Source organism: Bradyrhizobium sp. RP6 (assembly GCF_003837805.1).
GTDB lineage: Bacteria > Pseudomonadota > Alphaproteobacteria > Rhizobiales > Xanthobacteraceae > Bradyrhizobium.
Genome location: NZ_RQIT01000029.1, coordinates 32,515 through 54,577 on the forward strand (window position 1 = coordinate 32,515; position 22,063 = coordinate 54,577).

Annotated in this window: 20 protein-coding genes; 10 read left to right on the top strand and 10 right to left on the bottom strand. The window is 63.3% G+C overall.

The features are described from left to right. Nucleotides 1–16: 16 nt before the first annotated feature. Nucleotides 17–1,393: a GHMP family kinase ATP-binding protein gene (locus tag EHH60_RS33000; RefSeq protein WP_124163467.1), complete on the bottom strand. Its 1,377-nt coding sequence runs from the start codon at nucleotides 1,391–1,393 to the stop codon at nucleotides 17–19. Between the two features lie 356 nt (nucleotides 1,394–1,749). Here EHH60_RS33000 and EHH60_RS38305 point away from each other — a divergent pair, with 356 nt between their 5' ends. The 8 genes from EHH60_RS38305 (at nucleotide 1,750) to EHH60_RS33035 (ending at nucleotide 9,031) form a co-directional block, all read left to right on the top strand. Beyond that, a complete protein-coding gene (locus tag EHH60_RS38305) occupies nucleotides 1,750–2,049 on the top strand; it encodes a carbamoyltransferase N-terminal domain-containing protein (protein ID WP_245454651.1) in 300 nt (99 codons plus the stop codon). A gap of 20 nt (nucleotides 2,050–2,069) precedes the next feature. Further along, nucleotides 2,070–2,225, top strand: a complete 156-nt coding sequence (locus tag EHH60_RS38310) for a hypothetical protein (protein ID WP_245454652.1) — start codon at nucleotides 2,070–2,072, stop codon at nucleotides 2,223–2,225. 226 nt (nucleotides 2,226–2,451) lie between these two features. Continuing rightward, nucleotides 2,452–3,945, top strand: a complete 1,494-nt coding sequence (locus EHH60_RS33010; protein WP_124163468.1) for a hypothetical protein — start codon at nucleotides 2,452–2,454, stop codon at nucleotides 3,943–3,945. A 56-nt stretch (nucleotides 3,946–4,001) separates the two neighbouring features. Beyond that, on the top strand, nucleotides 4,002–5,000 hold the full coding sequence (locus EHH60_RS33015; protein ID WP_124163469.1) for a glycosyltransferase family 2 protein: 999 nt from the start codon (nucleotides 4,002–4,004) through the stop codon (nucleotides 4,998–5,000). A 4-nt stretch (nucleotides 5,001–5,004) separates the two neighbouring features. Then, nucleotides 5,005–6,870 (top strand): asparagine synthase (glutamine-hydrolyzing), encoded by a 1,866-nt coding sequence (gene asnB / locus EHH60_RS33020; RefSeq protein WP_124163470.1) that lies wholly within the window; start codon nucleotides 5,005–5,007, stop codon nucleotides 6,868–6,870. A gap of 6 nt (nucleotides 6,871–6,876) precedes the next feature. Further along, nucleotides 6,877–7,479, top strand: coding sequence for a class I SAM-dependent methyltransferase (locus EHH60_RS33025; protein WP_124163471.1), 603 nt, complete (start codon nucleotides 6,877–6,879; stop codon nucleotides 7,477–7,479). Beyond that, nucleotides 7,476–8,237 (top strand): methyltransferase domain-containing protein, encoded by a 762-nt coding sequence (locus EHH60_RS33030; RefSeq protein WP_124163472.1) that lies wholly within the window; start codon nucleotides 7,476–7,478, stop codon nucleotides 8,235–8,237. The genes EHH60_RS33025 and EHH60_RS33030 overlap by 4 nt, the downstream gene beginning before the upstream one ends. Beyond that, nucleotides 8,237–9,031 carry a class I SAM-dependent methyltransferase gene (locus EHH60_RS33035; protein WP_124163473.1) on the top strand — a complete coding sequence of 265 codons (795 nt, stop codon included), beginning with the start codon at nucleotides 8,237–8,239 and terminating at the stop codon, nucleotides 9,029–9,031. The genes EHH60_RS33030 and EHH60_RS33035 overlap by 1 nt, the downstream gene beginning before the upstream one ends. A 17-nt stretch (nucleotides 9,032–9,048) precedes the next feature. On the opposite strand, the gene EHH60_RS33040 is transcribed toward EHH60_RS33035, so the two are convergent. Continuing rightward, on the bottom strand, nucleotides 9,049–10,272 hold the full coding sequence (locus tag EHH60_RS33040; RefSeq protein WP_199752337.1) for a phenylacetate--CoA ligase family protein: 1,224 nt from the start codon (nucleotides 10,270–10,272) through the stop codon (nucleotides 9,049–9,051). 86 nt (nucleotides 10,273–10,358) lie between these two features. Here EHH60_RS33040 and EHH60_RS33045 point away from each other — a divergent pair, with 86 nt between their 5' ends. Further along, nucleotides 10,359–11,513, top strand: coding sequence for an AGE family epimerase/isomerase (locus tag EHH60_RS33045; RefSeq protein ID WP_124163474.1), 1,155 nt, complete (start codon nucleotides 10,359–10,361; stop codon nucleotides 11,511–11,513). 60 nt (nucleotides 11,514–11,573) lie between these two features. On the opposite strand, the gene EHH60_RS33050 is transcribed toward EHH60_RS33045, so the two are convergent. The 6 genes from EHH60_RS33050 to EHH60_RS33075 all read right to left on the bottom strand — a co-directional run bounded on the left by EHH60_RS33050 (nucleotide 11,574) and on the right by EHH60_RS33075 (nucleotide 18,731). After that, nucleotides 11,574–12,413, bottom strand: coding sequence for an ABC transporter ATP-binding protein (locus EHH60_RS33050; RefSeq protein ID WP_124163475.1), 840 nt, complete (start codon nucleotides 12,411–12,413; stop codon nucleotides 11,574–11,576). A 150-nt stretch (nucleotides 12,414–12,563) separates the two neighbouring features. After that, complete coding sequence (locus EHH60_RS33055) at nucleotides 12,564–13,847, bottom strand: ABC transporter substrate-binding protein (RefSeq protein ID WP_124163476.1); 1,284 nt, start codon at nucleotides 13,845–13,847, stop codon at nucleotides 12,564–12,566. A gap of 45 nt (nucleotides 13,848–13,892) precedes the next feature. Then, complete coding sequence (locus EHH60_RS33060; RefSeq protein ID WP_124163477.1) at nucleotides 13,893–14,966, bottom strand: branched-chain amino acid ABC transporter permease; 1,074 nt, start codon at nucleotides 14,964–14,966, stop codon at nucleotides 13,893–13,895. A gap of 3 nt (nucleotides 14,967–14,969) precedes the next feature. Next, on the bottom strand, nucleotides 14,970–15,863 hold the full coding sequence (locus EHH60_RS33065; protein WP_124163478.1) for a branched-chain amino acid ABC transporter permease: 894 nt from the start codon (nucleotides 15,861–15,863) through the stop codon (nucleotides 14,970–14,972). A gap of 118 nt (nucleotides 15,864–15,981) precedes the next feature. Next, a complete protein-coding gene (locus tag EHH60_RS33070; protein WP_124163479.1) occupies nucleotides 15,982–17,913 on the bottom strand; it encodes a long-chain fatty acid--CoA ligase in 1,932 nt (643 codons plus the stop codon). Beyond that, nucleotides 17,910–18,731 carry an ABC transporter ATP-binding protein gene (locus EHH60_RS33075; RefSeq protein WP_124163480.1) on the bottom strand — a complete coding sequence of 274 codons (822 nt, stop codon included), beginning with the start codon at nucleotides 18,729–18,731 and terminating at the stop codon, nucleotides 17,910–17,912. Before EHH60_RS33075 ends, EHH60_RS33070 begins: the two co-directional genes overlap by 4 nt. Nucleotides 18,732–19,066: 335 nt before the next feature. Between EHH60_RS33075 and EHH60_RS33080 the strand changes: the two genes are divergently transcribed. Next, nucleotides 19,067–19,741: a Crp/Fnr family transcriptional regulator gene (locus EHH60_RS33080; protein ID WP_028137580.1), complete on the top strand. Its 675-nt coding sequence runs from the start codon at nucleotides 19,067–19,069 to the stop codon at nucleotides 19,739–19,741. A gap of 12 nt (nucleotides 19,742–19,753) precedes the next feature. Here EHH60_RS33080 and EHH60_RS33085 read toward each other — a convergent pair whose 3' ends face one another. Both EHH60_RS33085 and EHH60_RS33090 read right to left on the bottom strand, forming a co-directional pair. Then, nucleotides 19,754–21,013 (bottom strand): MFS transporter, encoded by a 1,260-nt coding sequence (locus EHH60_RS33085; RefSeq protein ID WP_124163481.1) that lies wholly within the window; start codon nucleotides 21,011–21,013, stop codon nucleotides 19,754–19,756. A 122-nt stretch (nucleotides 21,014–21,135) separates the two neighbouring features. Next, nucleotides 21,136–21,975 (bottom strand): uroporphyrinogen-III synthase, encoded by an 840-nt coding sequence (locus EHH60_RS33090; RefSeq protein ID WP_124163482.1) that lies wholly within the window; start codon nucleotides 21,973–21,975, stop codon nucleotides 21,136–21,138. Nucleotides 21,976–22,063: the final 88 nt, after the last annotated feature.

The following is a 22,063-nucleotide window of genomic DNA, read 5'->3' on the forward strand; positions in this document are numbered from 1 at the left end:
TCTCGTCTCATATGCGTCAGGCGAGCCGCGCGGGAACGCGCGACTTCCACGTCCGCAGCCCGTTCTCCTCGAACATGATGCGCGAACAGCGATGCCCCTGCTGTTCCAGCGCCGCGATGAGCTGGTAACGCTCGAACGGACGCACGAAGAACAGGAAGTAACCGCCGCCGCCGGCGCCCAGGAGCTTTCCGCCGACCGCACCGTGCTGCTTGGCGAAATCGTAGATCGCGTCGATCGCTTCCGACGAGATCTTCGAGCTCAGCTTCCGTTTGGCGTGCCAGGCCTCGTCGATCAGCCGGCCGCATTCCAGGAGCTGGCCGCGCAGCAGATGCCGCCTTATGTCGCGCGTCACTTCCTTCTGCTTGGCTGCGGCGGCGACGGCGTCGCTGGTCTCGTGCTGAGCCTTCTGGTCGCGGTGAATGGCGCCGGAATCGCGGCCGGAGCCGGCGTAGCAGAGCACCAGGCTCTCCTCGAGCTCGGCGATGATGTTGGGATCCAGGCGAAGCGGCACGATGGTGTTCTGGTCGGAGAAGAACTCCATGTGATTGAAGCCGCCGAACACGGTGGCGTACTGATCCTGCCAGCCGCCGGGAATATTGAGCATCAGCCGCTCGGCCTGGAACGCCATTTCCGCGATCTCGTGGCGGTCCCACTGATCCCCACGGAATTCGTTGAAGCAACCGATGATCGCGGACGAGACCACCGCGGAGCCGCCGAGGCCGGAACCGACCGGGAAATCGGCGGATACCTCGAGCTCGAATCCATAAGTCGGCTTGATCAGGCGCACGACCGACTTGATCAGCGCGAGATCTCCGCCCGTTCCGAGTTCCGCGAGATTGTCGGCCTCAACCGTGCGGCGGAAATCGTGCGAGTAGATCCGGATGCTGGGATCGCTCCGGCGCCGCAGCGTCGCGTGCGCGTACATCTTGATCGTGGCGCTGATAACCGCGCCACCGTCATTCGCCACGAAGTAATGCGTCAGGTCGGTGCCGCCGCCGGAGAAGCTGATCCGCACCGGCGAGCGGGCACGCGCGAACACCTCGCTCTCTTCCGACAGGTTGAACAGCTCGCGGCTGAATACGTCGACCAGCCGTCCCTCGCCATCGAGGATCGGCACCACATGGACGCGCTGGTCGAGCAGCTTGAGGATTTGCTCGCGTGGCCCGCCGGTCGGCGCCCAGACGAAGTTGCGATTGATGCAGGACGCAACCCGGTCCTGAATCGTGATGCCGGTCAGCATGCGCCTGCGGATGTCACCGTCCGTCACGGCGCCGACGATTCGTCCGCTCGCGTCCTGCGCGAACAGGATGCCGAGCATGTTCGCATTCAGGCGCCGGAAGGCTTCCTCAATGGTCTCGGTTTCGGCAATGGTGACGAGGGTTCGTTCAAGCACGTTTTGGGTCCAGAAAGGGCCAATTCGAGGCCATATTGGAGCAGGGGTTGGTAATACGGGAGCCGCAGGGACGATGCAAGGCTCCTGCGTCCCCGGGGCATTGCGCAAATGTGGCTGCCGTCAAGCGTTCCGTTCGGGCCGCCCCGATTTACATCGGCGGCGGTTTCGATAGAAGGCTTCGCAAGGGGTCTACGCGACGTGTATGTGATCGGAACAAGCACGGGCACCACGATGGTGCGGCGGTGCTGCTAGTTGATCGCAGCCGCGGAGGAGGAGCGCTTCACGTTTGCGAAACATGCGCGCGGCGAGCTACCGCATGAGCAATCGAATTCTGCCTGAAGCAGGCCGGCATCAACATGCGCAAGGTCGACTGGATCTGCTCGCCGCTGAAGACCTCCACGAACTACGCGCAGCGCCTCACCGAATATTTCAAATGTCAGTTCGGCCATTGCCCGAAGATCAAAGTCTACGACCATCATCTCTGTCTTGTCGCGAGTTCGTTCTACGGCTCCGGTTTTCCGGAGGCGACCGTCGCCTGCTTCTATTTCTCAGGCGATTCCAGGTCCGGCCTCGTCGCTCATGCGCGGGGCAACGCCTTCCGCGTGCCGACACGATTTGATCGCCATAACAGTCTTGGTCTCTATTCCGGGGGCTGACTCAATATCTCGGCTATCAGATGATCAACGACGAGCACAAGGTCATGGGCCTGTCCTCCTATGGCAGCCCGGACTATCTCGACAAGTTCGCCAAGCTCCTGCGTCCCTGCGGTGTCAATTACGAACTCGATCCCGACCGCAATTGCGCGCGACGATCCACGGGGTTGACCTCGTGAGCGGCGCGCCGACCAAGAAGACAAGCAGCAGGAAGTTCGCTTCCCAGCGCAGCCGAGCCGCCGTATCAGCCGCGACACAGCCGGAGCAGGCGTAGCATGCGGTTCCTGCCCCGTGTCTACACGCGAAAGAATGTCGGTTGAATGTGCGGGGGAGCGTCTATATTGTCCGGCTTGCAACCAGGGCGAGAGGAACTCGGCGTCAATGACGGTAGGTGCGGTGGTTTCGATGCGGCGTTTTACGCTCACTTCTCTGATCGCGGTGTTGTTGTCCTTGGTGGTCTGGGTCGGGATCAATGGGCGCATCGGCGAGCATGACATCCGCTTCGACAAGGATCTCCTGTATCTGTATCTTTGCGGGGTCGAACAGGCCGGACAGGTCTCGCATGACCAGCAGGACAAGCTCGTCGAGCACCTCATCGCGGTCTCGGCGAGCGATCACTTGATCTATCGCGCGAAGATGCGCGCTGCCTATTGCAACAATTATCCGTTCACGTCGCTCGCGATGTATTTCGTCGGAAGGATGCAGCAGTCGCTCGGCATGACCGATCCCGCGAGGGATTTTCCCGAGTTTCTGTACCTCTCGTTGTGGTGGGGCATGATCCTCTCGGGCGCGCTTGTCGGCATTTTGTGTCTGCTCATTGTATTCTGGGCGGCCAGAGGTCCGTTGGTGCTTCCGCTGTTTGCCGCCATCGCGCTTGCCGCGCTGTTCTATCTCACAGTGCCGCCGCCCAGCCTATCTTGGTCGCTATATCAGGTGACGCCGGCACCGCCCGCGCCACGCGTCAGCCTGCATCATACGCTCTGGCTTGGTCTCTACGCCTGGATCAACCCGGGGGCGGCGTTCTCGCCATTCTCGGTTTTCCCCCGCTGCCTTTGTGCCATGATCGCCTTCGCAGCATTTGCACTGCGCTGGTCGGGACGGGGCGGGCTGGCCTATTGGGCGCCGATCGTCGTGAGCTTCGTGCACCAGAGTGAAGCGCCGATCCTGCTCGCTGTTATGATCGCCTGCGATCTCGCTTCGCGGCCCAAGGAGTTGTTACGCCCGGCTTACATGGTTCCGATCCTGCTCACGGTCGTCGTCACGGTGCTGCGCGAACGCATGCTGTCGATCATGGGTTTTTCCTTGTTGGGGACAGCCATCGTTCTGGCCGTTTCGATCGGGCTTGCACTTCTGGTCTTAGCCGTGCCGAAGCTGCGCTCTGCCGTCACCTCGCTCGGGTTGATCGTCAGCCGCGTTAGGACGAACTGGTTGGAGCGTCTGGCCCTTCCTGTGGCGGATACTGTCGTCATCTTGCTCGGATGGGTTGCAGTCGTGATCCTCTGCTTCGCCATTTCGCGTATCGATCAGGTGTTCCGCGTGATCTATCTCTGGTCGGAACTCTTCCCGCGCTACATTGGACTGTTCCAGCTGCCTGTGTTCGCCGGCTTGATCTACGCGGTGTGGCCCTGGGTCCTGACGAAGCGGACGACCGCGACGCGCGAGGCGCTGGCCCTGGTCTCTTGCCTCATGCTTGTTCTGGCCGTGGCGCAATGGAGGCGGCCGTGGATTCCGACTGCGGCGTTGGTCGCCGACGCCCAGGCTTACGAGACGGTCCTGGGTCAACACTATGTGCCGGACGAGGGCTCTTTCTCCAGAACAGAGACCCCGTGGTATTATCTGATGCTCAGGCGCGCGTATCTCGGAGGCAAGGGTCTTGACGAGTATTTCGCCAAGAGCTGACGTCGTCGTCGCTGCCGCGCGTCTTACCGCGGCGGAACAGTTGAGCGCGATAAACCATGACTGATCGAACTCCCCCAGGCCTTTCCGTCATCGTGCCCGTCTACAACGAAGAGCAGTCGCTTCCTTTTCTGGTGGAGAAGCTGATGGCTGTTCTGCGCGGGCTGCCCAACCGCTTCGAAATCGTGCTCGTCAACGACGGCAGCCAGGATGGCTCGCTTGCGCTTCTGCGTTCACTGTCGCAGGCGCATCCCGAGGTCAAGGTCGTCGACTTCCGCAGGAATTACGGCCAAACCGCCGCGCTGATGGCAGGTATCGACCACGCCACGAACGATATCGTCGTGATGATCGACGCTGACCTTCAGAATGATCCTGCCGACATCCCGCGCCTGCTGGCGAGACTCGACGAGGGCTACGATGTCGTCTCCGGCTGGCGCAGGGAGCGCAAGGATTCCGAGCTCAGGCGGAACTGGGTGAGCCGGGTCGCCAACCGCTTCATCTCGCGCATGTCGGGCGTGAAGCTGCATGATTACGGCTGCACGCTGAAAGTCTACCGCCGTAGCATGGTGAGCGGCGTTCGTCTCTACGGCGAGATGCACCGCTTCATCCCGATCTATGCCGAGTGGCAGGGCGCACGCATCACCGAGCTCCCCGTCGCCCACCATGCGCGGCAGTTCGGCGCCTCGAATTACGGCCTCGAGCGCGTGTTCAAGGTCGTGCTCGATCTTCTCGTGGTGATGTTCCTGCGACGCTATTTCGCCAAGCCGATCTATCTGTTTGGCGGCTTCGGGCTGGTCTCGATCATCGCCGCCTTCGCCACCATCGCGCTCGCCATCTTGCTGCGCTTCGGTGCCCAAATCTCGCTGATCCAGACGCCACTGCCGCTGCTGGCTGCGCTATTGTTCCTGGTTGGCATGATCAGCATCCTGCTCGGTCTCGTCGCCGAGATGCTGGTGCGCACCTATTACGAATCGCAAGGAGCCCGTGCCTATCTCGTGCGCGAGCTGATCAATTTCCAGGGCGAGGCGACCACGAGCACCGGTCAAAGGAATAATTGACGCGATGTGCGGCATAGCTGGATTTTGCGGTGCAGGGGACGTCGGCGACATCCGTGCGATGACGGATGCGCTCGCGCATCGTGGTCCAGACGGCTTCGGCTATCATGCCGACGAGACGCATCGCGTGTTCCTGGGACATCGGCGGCTCGCCATTCTCGATATCGGCGGTGGCGCGCAGCCGATGTGGAACGAGACTGCGACGATCGCGGTCATCTTCAACGGCGAGATCTACAATCACATCGAGCTTCGCACCGAGCTGGAGCGATGTGGCCATCGTTTCGTCTCCGACCATTCCGACACCGAAGTTCTAGTGCACGGCTACGAGGAATGGGGCAACGACCTGCCACGGCGGCTGAACGGCATGTTCGCCTTCGCGGTGTGGGACAGCGAGAAAGCCCAGCTCTTCCTGGCGCGGGACCGGTTCGGCGAGAAGCCGCTGTTCTACGCCACGGGCGTAGGCTTCTTTGCGTTCTCGAGCGAGTTGCGTTCGCTCGAGAGTCATCGCGGTTTCGACGCCTCGCTCGACATTCGCTCCTTACAAAAGCTGTTCGCTTACGGCTTCTTCCCGGCGCCGCGGACGCCCTATCGTCATGCGGCGAAATTACCCGGCGGCTCCTGGCTGCGTTTCGATCTTCGCTCGGGCGCCGTCACCACTCAGCGATACTGGCAGTTTTCGCTCGCGCCCGACGAGGCGATGTCCTCGCGCAAGGAGGACGATCTCGTCGACGAGCTCGATCATCTCGTCACACAGGCGGTGCGCCGCCGCCTGATCAGTGACGTGCCCCTCGGAGTCTTTCTGAGCGGCGGTATCGATTCCAGCGCGGTGCTGGCCGCCGCAACCGACATCGTCGGCAAGGAGCGGCTCGAGACGTTCACGATCGGCTTCAACGAGCGTTCGTTCGACGAGTCCGCGCATGCCGGCCGCGTGGCGCAGATCTTCCGGTCTCTTCACAACGAGGAGAAGCTCGATTTGGCGCGAGCCCGCGACCTCATTCCGGCGCTCCTGGACAAGGTCGGCGAGCCGCTCGGCGATTCCTCGCTGCTGCCGACTTATCTCTTGTGCGAGTTCGCGCGACGCAAGGTGACAGTGACGCTGTCGGGCGACGGGGCCGACGAACTCTTTGCCGGTTACGACCCGTTCCACGCACTGCGCGTCGCTTCGATCTACAAGGGCCGCGTCCCAAACGTGCTACACGGCATCATTCGTAGCGTGGCCGGGAGATTGCCGGTGTCGACCCGCAACATGAGCCTGGATTTCAAGCTCAAGCGCACGTTGACCGGCCTTTCCTATGGTCCGGAGTTGTGGAACCCGACCTGGCTCGGCCCGCTGGCGCCGCCCGACATAGAACGACTGTTCGACGAGAGGATCGACACCGAGGAACTCTACGAGGAGGCGCTGGCTCTGTGGAACGCATCCCCGAGACTCAGTCTCGTCGAGAAGACGCTGGAGTTCTATACCCAGTTCTATCTCCAGGACGGCATCTTAACCAAGGTCGACCGTGCCGCGATGATGAATTCGCTGGAGGCCCGCGCGATCTTCCTCGACAACGATCTCGTCGATTTCAGTGCGAGGCTGCCGACCGCGTTCAAATATCGCAATGGCGTGGGGAAATATTTGTTGAAGAAATTGCTGGCGCGAAAAGTGCCCGCGGACCTTGTATCCCGGCCCAAGAAGGGGTTCGGAATCCCGCTCGCTGCCTGGCTCCGGGAAATTCCGCAGCGCATACCGCTGGAAAAAATCGCCGGCATTGACCTCGCCGAGGTCGCCGATTTGTGGCAACAACACCGCAACAGGCGTTCGAACCATGCCATGGCCCTGTGGATCTGGCTCGGCCTCCAGGCCTTTCGTCGCCCTGTAGCCATGGGATAGGACCGGATGTTGCGGAAAGCGCTGGAGCGGGTTCTGGAACTGCCCGCCGTCTACGATCTCAACCAGTTCATTGGTCAGCCGACCGTGCGCCGCTACACGCAGTTGCTGGTCGAGGAGGTGCCGTTGAGTGCAGGCGGCGACGTGCTCGATCTTGGCTGCGGCACGGGCGCGACACGCAGGCTCATTCCCGGCCGCTATGTCGGTATCGACATCAATCCCCACTACATCGCGTCCGCAAAGCGAATTCGCTCCGGCGGCGAGTTCATTGCGATGGACGCGACAAAGCTCTCTTTTCCGGATGCCTCGTTCGATCAGGTCATCTCGGTCGCGACCACGCATCATCTCGACGGCGAGCAGCTCCAGGCGATGGCGCTGGAGGCGCTGCGTGTGGTCAGGCCGGGCGGGGCGCTTCACATCGTCGATGCCATCCTGCCGGTTAATCCGCGCGACCGTGCAAAGGCGATGTTCTTCCGCATGGATCGCGGCCGGTTTCCGCGCAAGCTGGAGGATCTCGTGTCGACCGTGTCACGCGCGGCCGACGTTGCGCGGACGCGGGTGTTGAACGGCCCGATGCACGATGTCGCCTATCTCAGCGTGGTTGGCCCATGACGGAGAAAGCCGCTCAGCGCCAGTACGACGAGAAGTTCATGGATTACGCGTCCATCTCGTCCCACTACGCCGCCTCGGAGATCATTCCGCTACTGTTACGCGTTTTGCCGATTGCGAGCGTCGCGGACATCGGCTGCGCCGGCGGCGGCTGGCTGAGCGTCTGGCGCGCGTCCGGCGTTAGCGACATAAGGGGCGTCGACGGCGACTATGTCGATCAGGACGGTTTGGAGATTCCGCGCGAGTTGTTCACGCCCGCGGATCTGTCGCGGCCGCTCGATCTGTCCCGTCGATTCGATCTGGTGCAATCGCTGGAAGTCGCCGAACACATCCAGGTGCAATTCGCCGACCAGTTCGTGCAGAATCTCGTGATCCACGCGGACAAGTACTTGCTGTTCTCCGCGGCCGTGCCGGGGCAGGGCGGCGAATATCACGTTAACGAACAGCCGCTCGATTTCTGGCGGGAGCGGCTGACGCGGCACGGCTTCGACGCCTACGACTTTGTCCGGCCTCAGGTTGTGAGCGATCACCGCATTTCGTTCTGGTATCGCTACAACATCGTCCTCTATGTCCGCCGCGAGCATCAGGCCACGCTCGATCCGGCGATCCGCGCCACACGCGTGCCCGAGGGCGTTGCGATTGCTGATGTGTCCCCGTCCTGGTTCCGCCTGCGCAAGCGCGTCGTTAGGGTGCTGCCGCCCGCGATTCGCGACAGCCTCGCGCGGCTCAAGGCGCACGTCGCCCCGACCGGAAGATTTTGATGAGCGAGAACAGCACGGGCATGAGCAAGCAGACCGGCTCATCCGAGCGTTTCGGCTACGAATGGAGCCATTACAACGAGATCCGAGCCGACTACGAGACGCAGTTCCGGAAATGGACGCCGTTCCTCGGGCCGGACGACTGGAACGGCATGAGTGTGCTCGACGTCGGCTGCGGCACCGGGCGCAATTCGCTGTGGCCGCTGAAATACGGCGTGCGCGAGGCCACCGCGATCGATATCGATGACAGCTCGCTCGCAGTCGCGCGCCGCAACCTCGCGCAATATCCCAACGCAACCGTGCTGAAGCGGAGCGCATTCGACATCGGCTTCGAAGATCGTTTCGACGTCGCCTTCTCGATCGGCGTCATTCATCACCTCGAGAGCCCGGAGCTGGCGCTGCGACAGATGGTGAAGGCGGCGAAGCCTGGCGGGCGCGTCCTGATCTGGGTCTACGGCTACGAGAACAACGAGTGGATCGTCCGCTTCGCCGATCCGTTGCGCAAGGCGCTGTTCTCGCGCTTGCCGATCGGCCTCGTGCACCATCTCTCGCTCTATCCGAGCGCGGTGCTGTGGCTGCTGCTTCGCCTCGGCGTCGGGCGGCTGGCCTATTTCGACCTGTTGCGGACGTTCTCATTCCGGCACATCCGTTCGATCGTATTCGACCAGATGCTGCCGCGCATCGCGCATTACTGGCGCCGCGAATCGGTTCAGAGCCTGATGGAAGAGGCCGGGCTGAAGAATGTGCGGACCGAATGGGTCAACCAGATGTCGTGGGCGGCGATCGGAACGAAATAGCCGCCTCGCCTCAGGTCTTACCGCTCGTCCGCGATCACCTTGCCGTCGTTCGGCAGGGTGCCGGGACTGACCAGCTCGACGCTTCCACCGAGTTTCGTCACGGCGCGCAAGCTGGCCGCGATCTCTTCACGCAGGGCGTTGTTCGCGGCCGCCGTTTCCGCTCTCAGCGTCATCGCGTCGGCTTCGCCCTGGCGCGTGACGACGAGGCGCAGTCTTCCGAGTGCGGAATGGCGCTTGCCGATCTCGGCGATCTGCTCGGGCCGGACGAACATGCCCTTGATCTTGGTAGTCTGGTCGGCGCGGCCCATCCAGCCCTTGATGCGCATGTTGGTGCGCCCGCAAGGGCTCGTGCCGGGCAGGGCCGCGGTGAGGTCGCCGAGTGCGAGCCGGATCCAGGGATGGTGCGGATCGAGCGAGGTCACGACGATCTCGCCGACGTCGCCTGGCGCCACCGGATTTCCGGTGCCGGGATTGACGATCTCCAGGATCAGGTCCTCGTTCACGACCATGCCCTCGCGCGCCTCGGTCTCGAACGCGATGAGGCCGAGATCGGCGGTCCCGAAGGCCTGGTAGGCGTCGATGCCGCGCGCTTTGATCTCGGCCTGGAGCGAGGGCGGGAACGCAGCGCCCGAGACCAGCGCGCGCTTGATCGAGGAGATGTCGCGCCCGGAGCTTGCTGCGGCATCCAGCAGGATCTTCAGGAAATCCGGCGTGCCGCTGTAGCCAACCGGCCGGTAGGCCTCGATCAGCTCGAATTGCTGCTCGGTATTGCCGGGGCCGGCCGGGATTACCGCACAGCCGAGCGCGCGCGCGGAGGCGTCGAAGATGAAGCCGCCGGGGGTGAGATGGTAGCTGAAGGTATTGAGGACGATATCGTCAGGCCGGAACCCCGCCGCGAACAGCGCCCTTGCGCCGCGCCAAGGATCGGCCTGCCGCCCTTCCGGCTCGAAGATCGGGCCGGGGGAGGTGAAGAGGCGGGCGAACGAGCCGGGGGGGCCCGCCACAAGGCCTCCGAAGGGCGCAGAGGCCCTATGCAGGGCGGGCAGCTCCGATTTGCGCAACACCGGCAGGCCCGCCAGCGCCGTCCTGGAGGTCACGGCGGCGGGATCGAAGCCTTTGAGCCGCTCGGCATAGGCCGGGGCGGCCATTGCGGCTCGCAGCACCCCTGGCAGGCGGGAGAACAGGTCGGCCTCGCGCGCGGCTTGCTCACGCGTCTCGCGGGCGTCGTAATGGGCGGTCATGGCTGTTCTTTCCGTGTTGGCATCCGTTGCGCGCCGCCACCGTCATGGCTATCAGACCGCCACTGGCTAGGCTTGAAGGGGACCCGATGGCGGACGAAGGAATCATTGCGGCGGACGAGGTGTCGAACGTCGTCGCGCGCCTGAAGCGCCGCATGATCGACGAGGCGCTGCCGCTTTGGTCGACGGTCGGTTGGGATCACGCCGCGGGCGGCTTCATCGACAGGCTGCACCGCGACGGCGCGGCGGACGCGGCCGCGCCCCGGCGCGTGTTCGTGCAGGCCCGTCAGATCTGGTGCTACGCCAAGGCCGCACAAATGGGCTGGTACCCCCAGGGGCACGCCATTGCGCTGAAGGGGCTGGAGCATCTGCTGGCCAAAGCGAAGGCGCCCGACGGCCGGCCCGGCTATGTGCACCGGCTGACGCCGGAAGGATCGGTGCTGGATGCCCGGCGCGATGCCTATGACCACGCCTTCATCCTCTTTGCGCTCGCGGCCGTCTACGCCCTTGACCAGGATGCGCAGGTCCGCGGCGAGATCGATGCGCTGCTCGCCTTCCTCGACGGCCATCTGCGCTCGCCGCATGGTGGCGTTCACGAAGGTCTTCCGGTCTCGCTGCCGCGCCGGCAGAACCCGCACATGCATCTGTTCGAGGCGATGATCGCGTGCTTCGAGGCGACCCACGATCTGTCGTTCCAGAACCGTGCCGGAGAATTCTTCGCACTGTTCCTGGCCAATCTCTACGACAAGCAGAAGCGCATCCTGACCGAGTACTTCGAGGAAGACTGGTCGAAGATCGAGCCCGTCAGCGTCGAGCCCGGTCACCAGGCGGAATGGGTCTGGCTGCTGAAGGGGTTCGAGCGCATCACGGGCTGCCCGACTGCGCCGCGGCGTGCCGAACTGCTGTCGACCGCGCTGCGCTATCGCGACGAGGCCACCGGCTGCCTGATCGACGAGGGGGACGACGTCGGCAACGTCCGCCGCAGCACGCGTCGGCTGTGGCCGCAGACCGAGATCGCGAAGGCGTGGATTGCGCAAGCCGAGTCCGGCGAGGTGGGGGCGGCGGATGAGGCGCGCGCGGCGCTGGTGCGGCTCGAACGGCACTATCTCAGCCATCCCGTGAAGGGTGGCTGGTACGACCAGTTCGATCGCGACGGCAAATCGCTGATCGACATCATTCCTGCGTCGTCGTTCTATCATGTTCTCTGCGCAGTCACGGAAGCGGAACAGGTGCTTGAAAATTGAAACTCTTTTGCATCGACGCGTTTTCTTCACGCGAACCGGTTCCTACTTCGTTTGAAAACGCTACAGCCAGCGCTTGCGCCGCTTGAAGCTTTTGAGGTTCTTGAAGCTCTTGCGCTGGTCGCCGGCGCCGCCGAGATAGAATTCCTTGACGTCCTCGTTGTCGCGCAATTCGTCCGCGCTGCCGTCGAGCACGACCTTGCCCTGTTCCATGATGTAGCCGTGGCTCGCGACCGAGAGCGCAGCGCGCGCGTTCTGCTCGACCAGCAGGATGGTGACGCCGAGGTCGCGGTTGATCTTCTGGATGATCGAGAACACCTCCTTCACCAGCAGCGGCGACAAGCCCATCGAAGGTTCGTCCATCAAGATCATCTTCGGGCGCGCCATCAGGGCGCGGCCGATCGCGAGCATCTGCTGCTCACCGCCGGAGAGATAGCCGGCAAGGCCAGTGCGTTCCTTCAGGCGCGGAAAGTAGTTGAAGACCATGTCGAGGTCGGAATCGACCTCGCGGTCCCTGCGGGTGAAGGCGCCGAGCTTGAGGTTCTCCAGCGACGTCATGTCGGCGACGATGCGCCGGCCCTCCATCACCTGGAAGATGCCGCGGCGCACGATCTTGTCGGGGTCGATGCCGTTGATCCGCTCGCCTTCGAACAGGATCTCGCCGCGCGTAACCTCGCCGTCTTCCGTCTTGAGCAACCCGGAAATCGCCTTCAGCGTCGTCGACTTGCCGGCGCCGTTGGCGCCCAGGAGAGCCACGATCGCACCTTTTGGCACGTCGAGGCTGAGGCCGCGCAGCACCAGGATGACGTCGTCGTAGACGACCTCGATGTTGCGCACGGCGAGGAGGGGAGGCGCGGGGACGATGCTGGGGGAGGGACGCTCGATTTGAGCCGTTTCACTCATGGTCAGTTACTCTCTCGGTATCGTCGCTGCTCGATCCTGTCATTCCGGGACGGTCCGCAGGACCGAACCCGGAATCTCGAGGTTCCCAGGTGCGCAATTGCGCACCATAGTCCGATGCTTCGCATCGTCCCGGAACGACGCATTAGGGCCTCACCACCCCAGCAATTCCGGCTTGCGTGGCAGCTCGACGGTCTTGACCTTCTCGAGCTTGATCGTTCCCTTGGCCATGAGGTCGTTGAGGTCGCCATCGGTCGCACCTGACACTTTGGTGCGATAGAGGTCGACCTTGAGCGTGCCGCGATGGTCCTTGCCGGTCCAGGTCGAAGCATTGCAGACGCCTTCCATCCCGGCCGGCACCCAGTCTTTCTTCTGGTGGAAGCCCTTGGCGACGTTCTCGCCGGTGGCGCCGCCGTTCTTGGCGGCCCACTCGATCGCCTCCTTCATGTAGAGCGACGAGCAGACGGCCGCGACGTAATGCACGGGGCGATAGACCTTGCCGGTGGGATCGGACATCTTCGAGATCTCCATCACCGTCTTCATGCCGGGCGCATCGCCGCCCCAGCTCACCGCGGTGCGCAGCGGGAAGATCACGCCATTGGCCGCATCGCCCGCGGTCTTGGCCGCGTTCTCGTCCATGCCCCAGACATTGCCGAGGAACTGGATCTCGACGCCGGCGGTCTTGCAGGCCTTCATCACCGAAATGTTGGATGCAGCGGTGTTGCCGAGATAGGCATAGTTGGCGCCCGAGGATTTCAGGCTCAGGCACTGTGCGCTGTAGTCACCCGGCGCGAGCGCGAACACCAAGGGCGGCAGCACCTCGAAGCCGAGCTCCTGCGCCATGGCTTCGCCGGCGGCCTTCGGCGCGTTCGGATAGGGATGGTTGGCGCCCATGTGCACGAATTTCGGCTTGCCGGGCTTGCCCTTGGCCTTCCAGTCCTCGGCCGCCCACATCAACATCGCGCGCAGTGCGTCCGAATAGCTCGGACCATAGAAGAAATTGTAAGGAGCGGGCTTCGCCTTGCCGCTGACGCCTTCGGGATCGGTGAGGGCGGCGGCATAGGAGCCGGACATGTCGGGGATCTTGTCCTGCGCGAGGAAGCCGGTCAGCGCCTCCGTGTCGGCTGTGCCCCAGCCCATGATCGCGGCGACCTTGTTGTCGGGCGCCGACCACTTCTTGTAAAGCGCAATCGCGCGCGGCACCTGATAGCCGTAATCGTTGGTGTCGAGATTGACCTGCTTGCCGCCGATGCCGCCGTTCTTGTTGACCCAGGCGAAGGTGTCGGCGACAGCCTGGCCATAGGGCGTGCCGACGTCCGAGGTGCCGCCGGAATAGTCGGCGAGATGCCCGATCGCGATCTGCGCCTGCGCGCTCGCCGAGAATGCGGCGATCGCAAGCACGAGCGATGCGGTGCTCAAAAGGGACTTTGTCGTCATGGGTCGGTTCCTCCTGTTTTATTGTTTAAGTGAAGTTGCCCGCCCTCAATGCGAGAACGGGTAGAGTTTCCAATACGCCTTGATCTGTCGCCAGCGATGCGCGAGCCCGTCAGGCTCGAACATCAGGAACGCGATGATGATCACCCCGATCGCGATCTCGCGCAGGAAGGTGATGTTGTTGTTGAGCGAAAGCGCCTGGTCGATCGCGCCGCCCTTCAGATGATGGCTCAGCCACTCCATCGATTCCGGCAGCAGCACCACGAAGGCGGTACCCATCAGCGTGCCCATGATCGAGCCGGTGCCGCCGATGATGATCATGGCGAGGAACAGGATCGAACGCTCGATGCCGAAGCCCTCCTGCGAGACCACGAGCTGGTAATGCGCGTAAAGCGCGCCGGCGATCCCGGCGAAGAAGGCGGCAAGCCCGAACGACAGCGTCCGGTACTTGGTGAGGTTGATGCCCATGATCTCGGCGGAGAGATAATGGTCCCGGATCGCCACCAGCGCGCGGCCGTCCCGGGTGCGCATCAGATTGGTGACAAGGACATAGCTCACGAGCACATAGGCCAGCACGACGTAGAAGTACTGTCGGTCGCCGCGCAGCGTATAGCCGAAGATCGAGAAGGGAGCGGCGCTCGCCGGCACCGAGCCGCCGGAGAACCATTCGGCGCGTGAGAAGAAGTCGAGCAGGATGTATTGCGCGGCCAGCGTCGCGATGACGAGGTAAAGACCTTTCAGCCGCGCCGCCGGAATGCCGAAGATCAACCCGACCAGCGCGGTGACGATGCCGGCGAGCGGGATTGCGAAGAACACCGGGATCGGCGCGTTGTTGGAAATGTAGGCCGAGGTGAAGGCGCCGAGCAGGAAGAAGGCGGCATGGCCGATGGAGATCTGCCCGGTGAAGCCGACCAGGATATTGAGGCCGAGCGCCGCGATCGAGAAGATGCCGATCTGGATCAGGATGCTGAGCCAATAGCCGCTGAAGAATTGCGGCGCCAGACACAGCAGCAGCACGCCAGCGACGGCGAAGTTGCGGCTCGTCGCGGTCGGGAAGATCGTGGTGTCGGCCGCGTAGGAGGTGCGGAAATCACCAGCAGGAATGAGGGCAGGGCCGGCCATGGGTCAGATCCGCTCGATGTCGTGGGTGCCGAACAGCCCGTAGGGCTTGATCATCAGCACGATAATGAGGACGTAGAACGGTGCGATCTCGTAGAGATTGCCCCAATGCAGATATTCGCTGTCGACATATTGGGCGACGTTCTCGAGCAGGCCGATGATGATGCCGCCGAGCACGGCGCCGCCGACGGAATCGAGCCCGCCGAGGATCGCCGCCGGGAACACCTTGATGCCGTAGGCGGCAAGGCCCGAGGACACGCCGTTCACGACTGCAACGACGACGCCGGCGACCGCCGATACCGTCGCCGAGATCGCCCAGGCCATCGCGAACACGCTCTTGACGGAAATGCCGAGCGACTGCGCGACCTGCTGGTTGAATGCGGTGGCGCGCATCGCGAGGCCGTATTTGGAGGCGCGGAAGAACCAGGCCATGCCGATCATCATCGCGACCGAGACGACGAGACTCATGACATAGACGGTCTGGATCTGGAGCCCGAACAGGCTGACCGACTGGCTCTCGAACACGCGCGGGAACGGCTGCGGATTGACTCCGAACATCCACTTCAGCGTCGCCTGCAACACCGTCGATAGGCCGATCGTCACCATGATCACCGAGATGATGGGCTCGCCAATCATCGGCCGCAGGATCAGGACCTGGATCGCGATGCCGAATACGAACATGAACACCAACGTGATCGGCATCCCGATCCAGAACGGTACCTGATATCTCGCCAGCAGGGCCCAGCACACCCAGGCGCCGACCAGCAGCAATTCACCTTGCGCGAAATTGACGACCTGCGTCGCCTTGTAGATCAGCACGAACGACATCGCGACTACGCCGTAGAGCGTGCCGACCACGAGGCCGTTGACCAGGAGCTGGATGAGGAACGCGGTGTTCATGCCGATTGACCCAGTTCGTCATTGCCGGGCTTGGCCCGGCAATCCATCGATGCGGAGGAAAGCGTGTTCGGAAGTGGACGGATGCGCGGGTCAAGCCCGCGCATGGCGACTTCTTGTGTCACTCCGCGGCCTCCGCCATGTGCCCATGCCCGCCGAGATCCACCACGCGCAGCGTGGTACGCACCCGCTGCGTGGTGCCATCCTGGAAGCGGATCACGGTGTCGACGGGAATATCCGCGACGCCGCGATAGATGGCGTCGATAATCCCTTCATACTTCTCGTTGATGACGCTGCGGCGGACCTTTCTGGTGCGAGTGAGCTCGCCGTCGTCGGCATCGAGCTCCTTGTAGAGCAGCAGGAAGCGCGAGATGCGCTGGGCCGGCGGCAGCGTGGCGTTGACGGTCTCGACCTCCTTCTGCAGCAGGGCGTAAACCTCGGGCCGCGAGGCGAGATCGCTGTAAGTGGTGAATGAGAGCCGGTTTTTTTCCGCCCATTTCGAGATGATGGAGTAACGGATACAGATCATCGCCGCGAGCGCGTCGCGGCCGGCGCCCAGCACGACGGCCTCCGCGATATAGGGCGAGAATTTCAGCTTGTTCTCGATGAATTGCGGCGAGAAGCGCTCGCCGCGCGAGGTCTCCGCGAGATCCTTGATGCGGTCGATGACGACGAGCTGCTGGTCGGCGTTGAAATAGCCGGCGTCGCCGGAGCACATCCAGCCGTCCTTGATGTCGGCGACGCTCGCCTCGGGATTCTTGTAATAGCCGAGGAACATGTTGGGGTGCCGCACCACGATCTCACCGACGCCGTGGACGTCGGCATTGTCGATTCGGATCTCAATGCTGTCGGCCATCGGCACGCCGGTCGTATCAGGGTCGACCTTGCCCTCGGGATGCAGCGTATAGGCCCCCAGCAGCTCGGTCTGGCCGTACAGCGTGCGCAGCGGCACGCCCATGGCCTGGAAGAATTTGAAGGTTTCGGGGCCGAGCGCTGCGCCGCCGGTGGCGGCCGACCGCAGGCGGGTGAAGCCGAGGCGGTCGCGCAGCGCGCGGAACAGGATCGCGTCGGCAAAGCCGGAACGCTTACCCTGTTCGAGTGCGGCGAGACCGCTCTTCATGCCGATGTCGAACAGGCGCTGCTTGAAGGGCGTCGCATCCATCACCTTGGCGCGGACGTCGGCCGCGATCGATTCCCAGACACGTGGGGCAAAGAGCACGAAGGTCGGCGCGATCTCGCGCAGATCGTTCATCATGGTGTCGGGCTCTTCGACGAAGTTGATCTTCATCCGGCACAAGAGGCCTTTGCCGAGCACGTAGACCTGCTCCATGATCCAGGGCAGCGGCAGCACCGAGACGTATTCGTCATCGGGTCCCTTCGGATCGAAGGCGAGATAGGTCGCGCAATGCCCGAGGACGCGGCCGGCCGCGAGCATCGCGAGCTTCGGATGCGAGGTCGTGCCTGACGTCGTGCAGAGGATCGCGACGTCCTCGCCCTTGGTGGCATCGACCAGCCTGTCGTAGAGCTCCGGCTCCCGCGCAGCACGCGCCCGGCCGAGCTCGGCAAACTTCTCCGCCGACATCAGCCGGGGGTCGTGATATTTCCGCATCCCGCGCGGATCGGAATAGATGATGTGCTTCAGCTTGGGCGCGCGCTCGGCAAGGGTGAGCAGCTTGTCGACCTGCTCCTCGTCCTCGGCGAAAACCAGCTGCGCCTCACCATAGTTGAGGAGATATGAGGCCTCCTCGTCGAGCACGTCGCGATAAAGTCCGAGGCTGAGGCCGCCGATCGCATGCGTCGCGACTTCCGCCGCGACCCAGTCCGGCCGGTTGTCGCCGATGATGCCGATGACATCACCGCGACCAAGACCGAGTTCGACCAGGCCGAGCGCGAAATCGCGCACCCGTGTCTGGTAGTCGTTCCAGGTGAAGATGCGCCAGAGCCCGAGATCCTTCTCGCGCAGCGCGATCTCGTTGCCGTGCTCCCTGGCATTGAGCCGGAGCATTTTCGGATAGGTGTCGGCCTGCGCGACGCGCCCTGCATAATCCATCATGCCGCGCTCTCCTGCGCCGGCGGAGCGTCGTCGGGATCGACCAGCACCTCGTCCTCCTCGCCGAGATAGGCGCGCCTGACGTGGGGATCGGCGAGCACGGTAGCCGGATCGCCTTCGGCGATCTTCTTGCCGAAATCCAGCACCATCACGCGATGGGAGATGTCCATCACCACGCCCATGTCGTGCTCGATCATCACCACCGTCATCCCGAACTCCTCGTTGAGATCGACGATGTAGCGGGCCATGTCCTCCTTCTCCTCGAAGTTCATGCCAGCCATGGGCTCGTCGAGGAGAATGAGACGCGGCTCCAGCGCCATGGCGCGGGCGAGCTCCACGCGCTTGCGCAGGCCGTAGGAGAGAGTGCCCGCGGTCGCCTTGCGCACCGACTGCAGGTCGAGGAAATCGATGATCTCCTCGACCTTGCGGCGGTGCTCGAGCTCTTCCTTGCGCGCGCCGGTGAGCCAGTATAGCGAGCCCGTCAGGAAATTGTTCTTCAGGAGGTGATGGCGGCCGACCATGATGTTGTCGAGCACGGTCATATGGTGGAACAGCGCCAGGTTCTGGAAGGTGCGGCCGATGCCGAGCGAGGCGCGGGCATTCGGCGTTAAACCAGTGATGTCGCGGCCTAGGTAGAAGAGCTGGCCTTCGGTGGGCTTGTAGCGACCGGAAATACAGTTCACGATCGAGGTCTTGCCGGCGCCGTTGGGGCCGATGATCGAGAACAACTCGCCCTCTCTAATGGCGAAGCCGACGTCGGTCAGCGCTCGGACGCCGCCGAATCGCAAGGACACGCCGCGCACTTCAAGACTGGTAGCCACCAAACGAATCCCTCCCGGTCATGGCGCATTTTATCGGCGCTCTTCGTCCGTTCTGTCGGGCGATCCTAGTACGGCGGTGACGGTGAGGCCATGCAGCAGATGGTCTCGACCGGAGCCGCGCACTCTCGTTCCCGTTTGGGATCGAAAGCCGTATCGCCCGAGGTGGTCCTCAATAGGGGAAAGCGCTATTTTGAAATGTCTCCCGGCTGACAATTCTGCGACAAAGTTTGCCGGACGGCAGCGGCGTTCATCTTTGGTCGAATGGCGGTCGAAAGCATCATGTTGCAATGCAGCAGAGGGCGGAGTGACGAAACCGTGCGGCTGGCCGCGAGATCATGATTTCAGAAGATCATCTGAAGCGCGTCGCCGCCTGGTCGCGTGAGCTCACGCAAGCGGAGATCGAGGTCGCGCGTGCCGGAATCACGGAGCGGTCCTACGGCACCGGCGAGACCGTGTTCATGCGCGGGGACATTTTTGCTTATTGGGCCGGCATGGTGAGCGGCCTGGCCCGTATGGGCGGGGTTTCGCGTGACGGCAAGGAGACCAGCCTTGCCGGGCTGACGGCAGGGGCCTGGTTTGGCGAGGGCAGCGTGCTCAAGAACGAGCCGCGCCGCTATGACGTGGTCGCACTGCGCGACAGCCGCGTCGCACTGATGGAGCGCAGTGCCTTCATGTGGCTGTTCGAGAACAGCGTCGGCTTCAACCGCTTTCTGGTGCGCCAGCTCAATGAGCGGCTTGGTCAGTTCATCGGCATGCTCGAAGTCAACCGGACGCTCGACGCCACCGCGCGCCTCGCCCGCAGCATTGCTTCGCTGTTCAACCCGATCCTCTATCCCGAATCGACCGCGCATCTGGAGATCACGCAGGAGGAGATCGGGGCGCTTTCCGGCATGTCCAGGCAGAACGCCAACCGTGCGCTGAACCGACTGGAGAAAGAGGGGCTGCTGCGGCTGGAATATGGCGGCGTCACCATCCTCGATATCGAGCGGCTGCGCGGGTACGGGGACTAGGGCGCATCTTCGTCACCGCGCATTGGCGGGGGCATGGACCGGCCAGAGGTCGGCGCGCCAACGCACCGCGATCGCCAGCATCGCGAAGAAGCCTGCGGCGGCATAGAGCGAGCCCGTCGCGGAATAGCCGATGACGTCGATCAGACTGCCGGCCGCGAGCAGTCCGATCGGCAAGCCATAGATCACCATCATGCGCACGCCCATGACGCGGCCTCGCAGATGTGCGCTCGCGGTGCGCATCAGGATCACCGCCGCCGATATCATCGACATGCTCTGGGCGATGCCGGCGAGAACGAGGCAGGCCATCGCCACCGGCAAGGTCCTGACCTCGACGAATACCAGTAGCATGGCGTACCAGGCCAGCGTCGCGCCGATCAGGAGCCGGGCAATGCGCACGCCACTGACCAGGCTGAGCGTGATGGAGCCGATCAGCGAGCCGACGGCGAAGCTCGCCGAGAGATAACCGAGGCCGGTCTGGTCGGTATGAAAGATCTCGCGCGCGATGTAGGGCAACAATCCGCCCGTGAAGGGAAAAGCGGTGAGATTGGCCAGGAAGGCGACGCACAGCGCCGCGCGCATTCCCGGGCCATTCCAGGCATAGACGATGCCTTCCTTCAGATCGCCCAGCAATCTCGAAACGGCGTGACTGTTCGGCGGGAGATCGCTCGTGGTGATGGACCTTTTCGGCCGTGTCAGACAAAGCATCAGAAGAGCGGCCATGAGGTAGAGTCCGGCAATTGCCACATACACGAGCCCAATTCCAAGGACGGTGAACAGCCCGGCGCCTGTCAATGCTCCCGCGATGCGCGCACTGTCCTGGGTCGTGCGCGCAACACTGATGGCGCCGACCAGTTGCTCGGCCGGCATGATCTCGGCAAGCAGCGCACCCCGGACGCCGAGATCGGAGGGACGAATCAGTCCCATGATCGCGACGATGATCATGACGCTCAGCGGCGACAAATGACCGGTCAGTGCCAGGACCATGATGGTCGACGACAGCGCCGTATAGGCAAGACGCATCACGACCAGGAGATCGCGATGGCCTATGCGGTCGCCGATCATGCCGAACACCGGCGCGACCAGTGTCCCGACGAACTGGAGCGAGGCAAGCACGGTGAGCAGCAGCACCGATCCTGTCTCGACCATGATGTACCAGCCGAGCACCAACGTCTCCACCTCGAAGGCCCAGGAGGTGAGCAGATCGGATGGCCATTGAAAGCGATAATTGCGAATGCGGAACGGCGCGAGCGCAGAACGTCGTGCTGTGCTCAAGGCGCGATGGCTCGTGTCACGGCGATTCCCTGCCCGTGTGATTTCTTTTCATTTCCCGCAACCTAGGGCCGACGCTGCGCGTGTCAATCTGAACCGCCGCATGCCGCTCCCGCGCTTGGCTCCTATCTGGCGGTCGTCGGCTTCCGCTCGGTCAGCGCCGCGGCCATTGCCGAAATTAATGGACGCATGAAATAGGCGTCCTCTGGCGGCGAGATGTCAGTGCGCAGACCATGCGCGGCGAGTTCACCGGAGACCGCCGGGCCGACCGAGGCGATCAGCGTGCGCTCGAGCCCGGCGCGAAGACGCGCCTCGACGCCATGCGCCTTCGCGGCCTCGATCAGGCGGCGAACCTGGCCGAGATTGGTCAGGGCAATCGAGTCGATCCGCCCCTCGGCCATGGCGTCGATGGCGGCGACGATGTTGGCATCCGCCGCCTTGGAATCGTAGACATAGGGAAGCACGGTATCGACGGCGGCGCCCTGCGCGGTCAGCGCGCCGGTCAGCGCGCCGTGGTCCTTGTCTGGATAGAGCTGGAGACCGAGGCGTCGTCCTTTCAGGTCGAGCCTTGCCAGCATCTCGATCACGCCCTCGGTGGTCGGCTTCTCCGTTGTCTGCTGTGCCTCGAGACCGATCTCGCGTAGCGCCTTGCCGGGCTTCGGGCCGCGGGTGAATTTTCGCGCTTTGGCGAGTGCCGCGACAAGGGTGGTGTCGAGCCCGCGGGCGCCAGCGAGCTTCATGATCCGGCGCAGGCCTTCGCCCGTCATCAGCACGAGATCGTCGAAGGGCTTGTCGATGGCACGGCGAATCCAGGCCTCCACCGGAGCAGGATCCGGAGCATCATGGATGGTGAACATCGGGCATTGCACGACATCGGCGCCCTGCTCGACCAGAAGCTTCGAAAACTGCGCCTCCTCCCGCGTTTCCAGGATTAATATGCGGTAGCCATTCAAACGGTCGGCCATGGGTATGCTCCGGTCATGAATTGCTCGTCCGTTCGTCCTGACTCTGCGCTTTATGTTGAAGCAAGTCTTGGGATTGGCGCAAGGGCGG

Coding starts and splice junctions, on each gene's coding strand:
- EHH60_RS33090 (WP_124163482.1), bottom strand. CDS start 21,975: ATGGCCGACCGTTTGAATGGCTACCGCATATTAATCCTGGAAACGCGG.
- EHH60_RS33050 (WP_124163475.1), bottom strand. CDS start 12,413: ATGAGTGAAACGGCTCAAATCGAGCGTCCCTCCCCCAGCATCGTCCCC.
- EHH60_RS33025 (WP_124163471.1), top strand. CDS start 6,877: ATGTTGCGGAAAGCGCTGGAGCGGGTTCTGGAACTGCCCGCCGTCTAC.
- EHH60_RS33060 (WP_124163477.1), bottom strand. CDS start 14,966: ATGGCCGGCCCTGCCCTCATTCCTGCTGGTGATTTCCGCACCTCCTAC.
- EHH60_RS33045 (WP_124163474.1), top strand. CDS start 10,359: ATGGCGGACGAAGGAATCATTGCGGCGGACGAGGTGTCGAACGTCGTC.
- asnB (WP_124163470.1), top strand. CDS start 5,005: ATGTGCGGCATAGCTGGATTTTGCGGTGCAGGGGACGTCGGCGACATC.
- EHH60_RS38305 (WP_245454651.1), top strand. CDS start 1,750: ATGCGCAAGGTCGACTGGATCTGCTCGCCGCTGAAGACCTCCACGAAC.
- EHH60_RS33030 (WP_124163472.1), top strand. CDS start 7,476: ATGACGGAGAAAGCCGCTCAGCGCCAGTACGACGAGAAGTTCATGGAT.
- EHH60_RS33010 (WP_124163468.1), top strand. CDS start 2,452: ATGCGGCGTTTTACGCTCACTTCTCTGATCGCGGTGTTGTTGTCCTTG.
- EHH60_RS33070 (WP_124163479.1), bottom strand. CDS start 17,913: ATGATGGATTATGCAGGGCGCGTCGCGCAGGCCGACACCTATCCGAAA.
- EHH60_RS33065 (WP_124163478.1), bottom strand. CDS start 15,863: ATGAACACCGCGTTCCTCATCCAGCTCCTGGTCAACGGCCTCGTGGTC.
- EHH60_RS33035 (WP_124163473.1), top strand. CDS start 8,237: ATGAGCGAGAACAGCACGGGCATGAGCAAGCAGACCGGCTCATCCGAG.
- EHH60_RS33055 (WP_124163476.1), bottom strand. CDS start 13,847: ATGACGACAAAGTCCCTTTTGAGCACCGCATCGCTCGTGCTTGCGATC.
- EHH60_RS33080 (WP_028137580.1), top strand. CDS start 19,067: ATGATTTCAGAAGATCATCTGAAGCGCGTCGCCGCCTGGTCGCGTGAG.
- EHH60_RS33040 (WP_199752337.1), bottom strand. CDS start 10,272: ATGACCGCCCATTACGACGCCCGCGAGACGCGTGAGCAAGCCGCGCGC.
- EHH60_RS33015 (WP_124163469.1), top strand. CDS start 4,002: ATGACTGATCGAACTCCCCCAGGCCTTTCCGTCATCGTGCCCGTCTAC.
- EHH60_RS38310 (WP_245454652.1), top strand. CDS start 2,070: ATGATCAACGACGAGCACAAGGTCATGGGCCTGTCCTCCTATGGCAGC.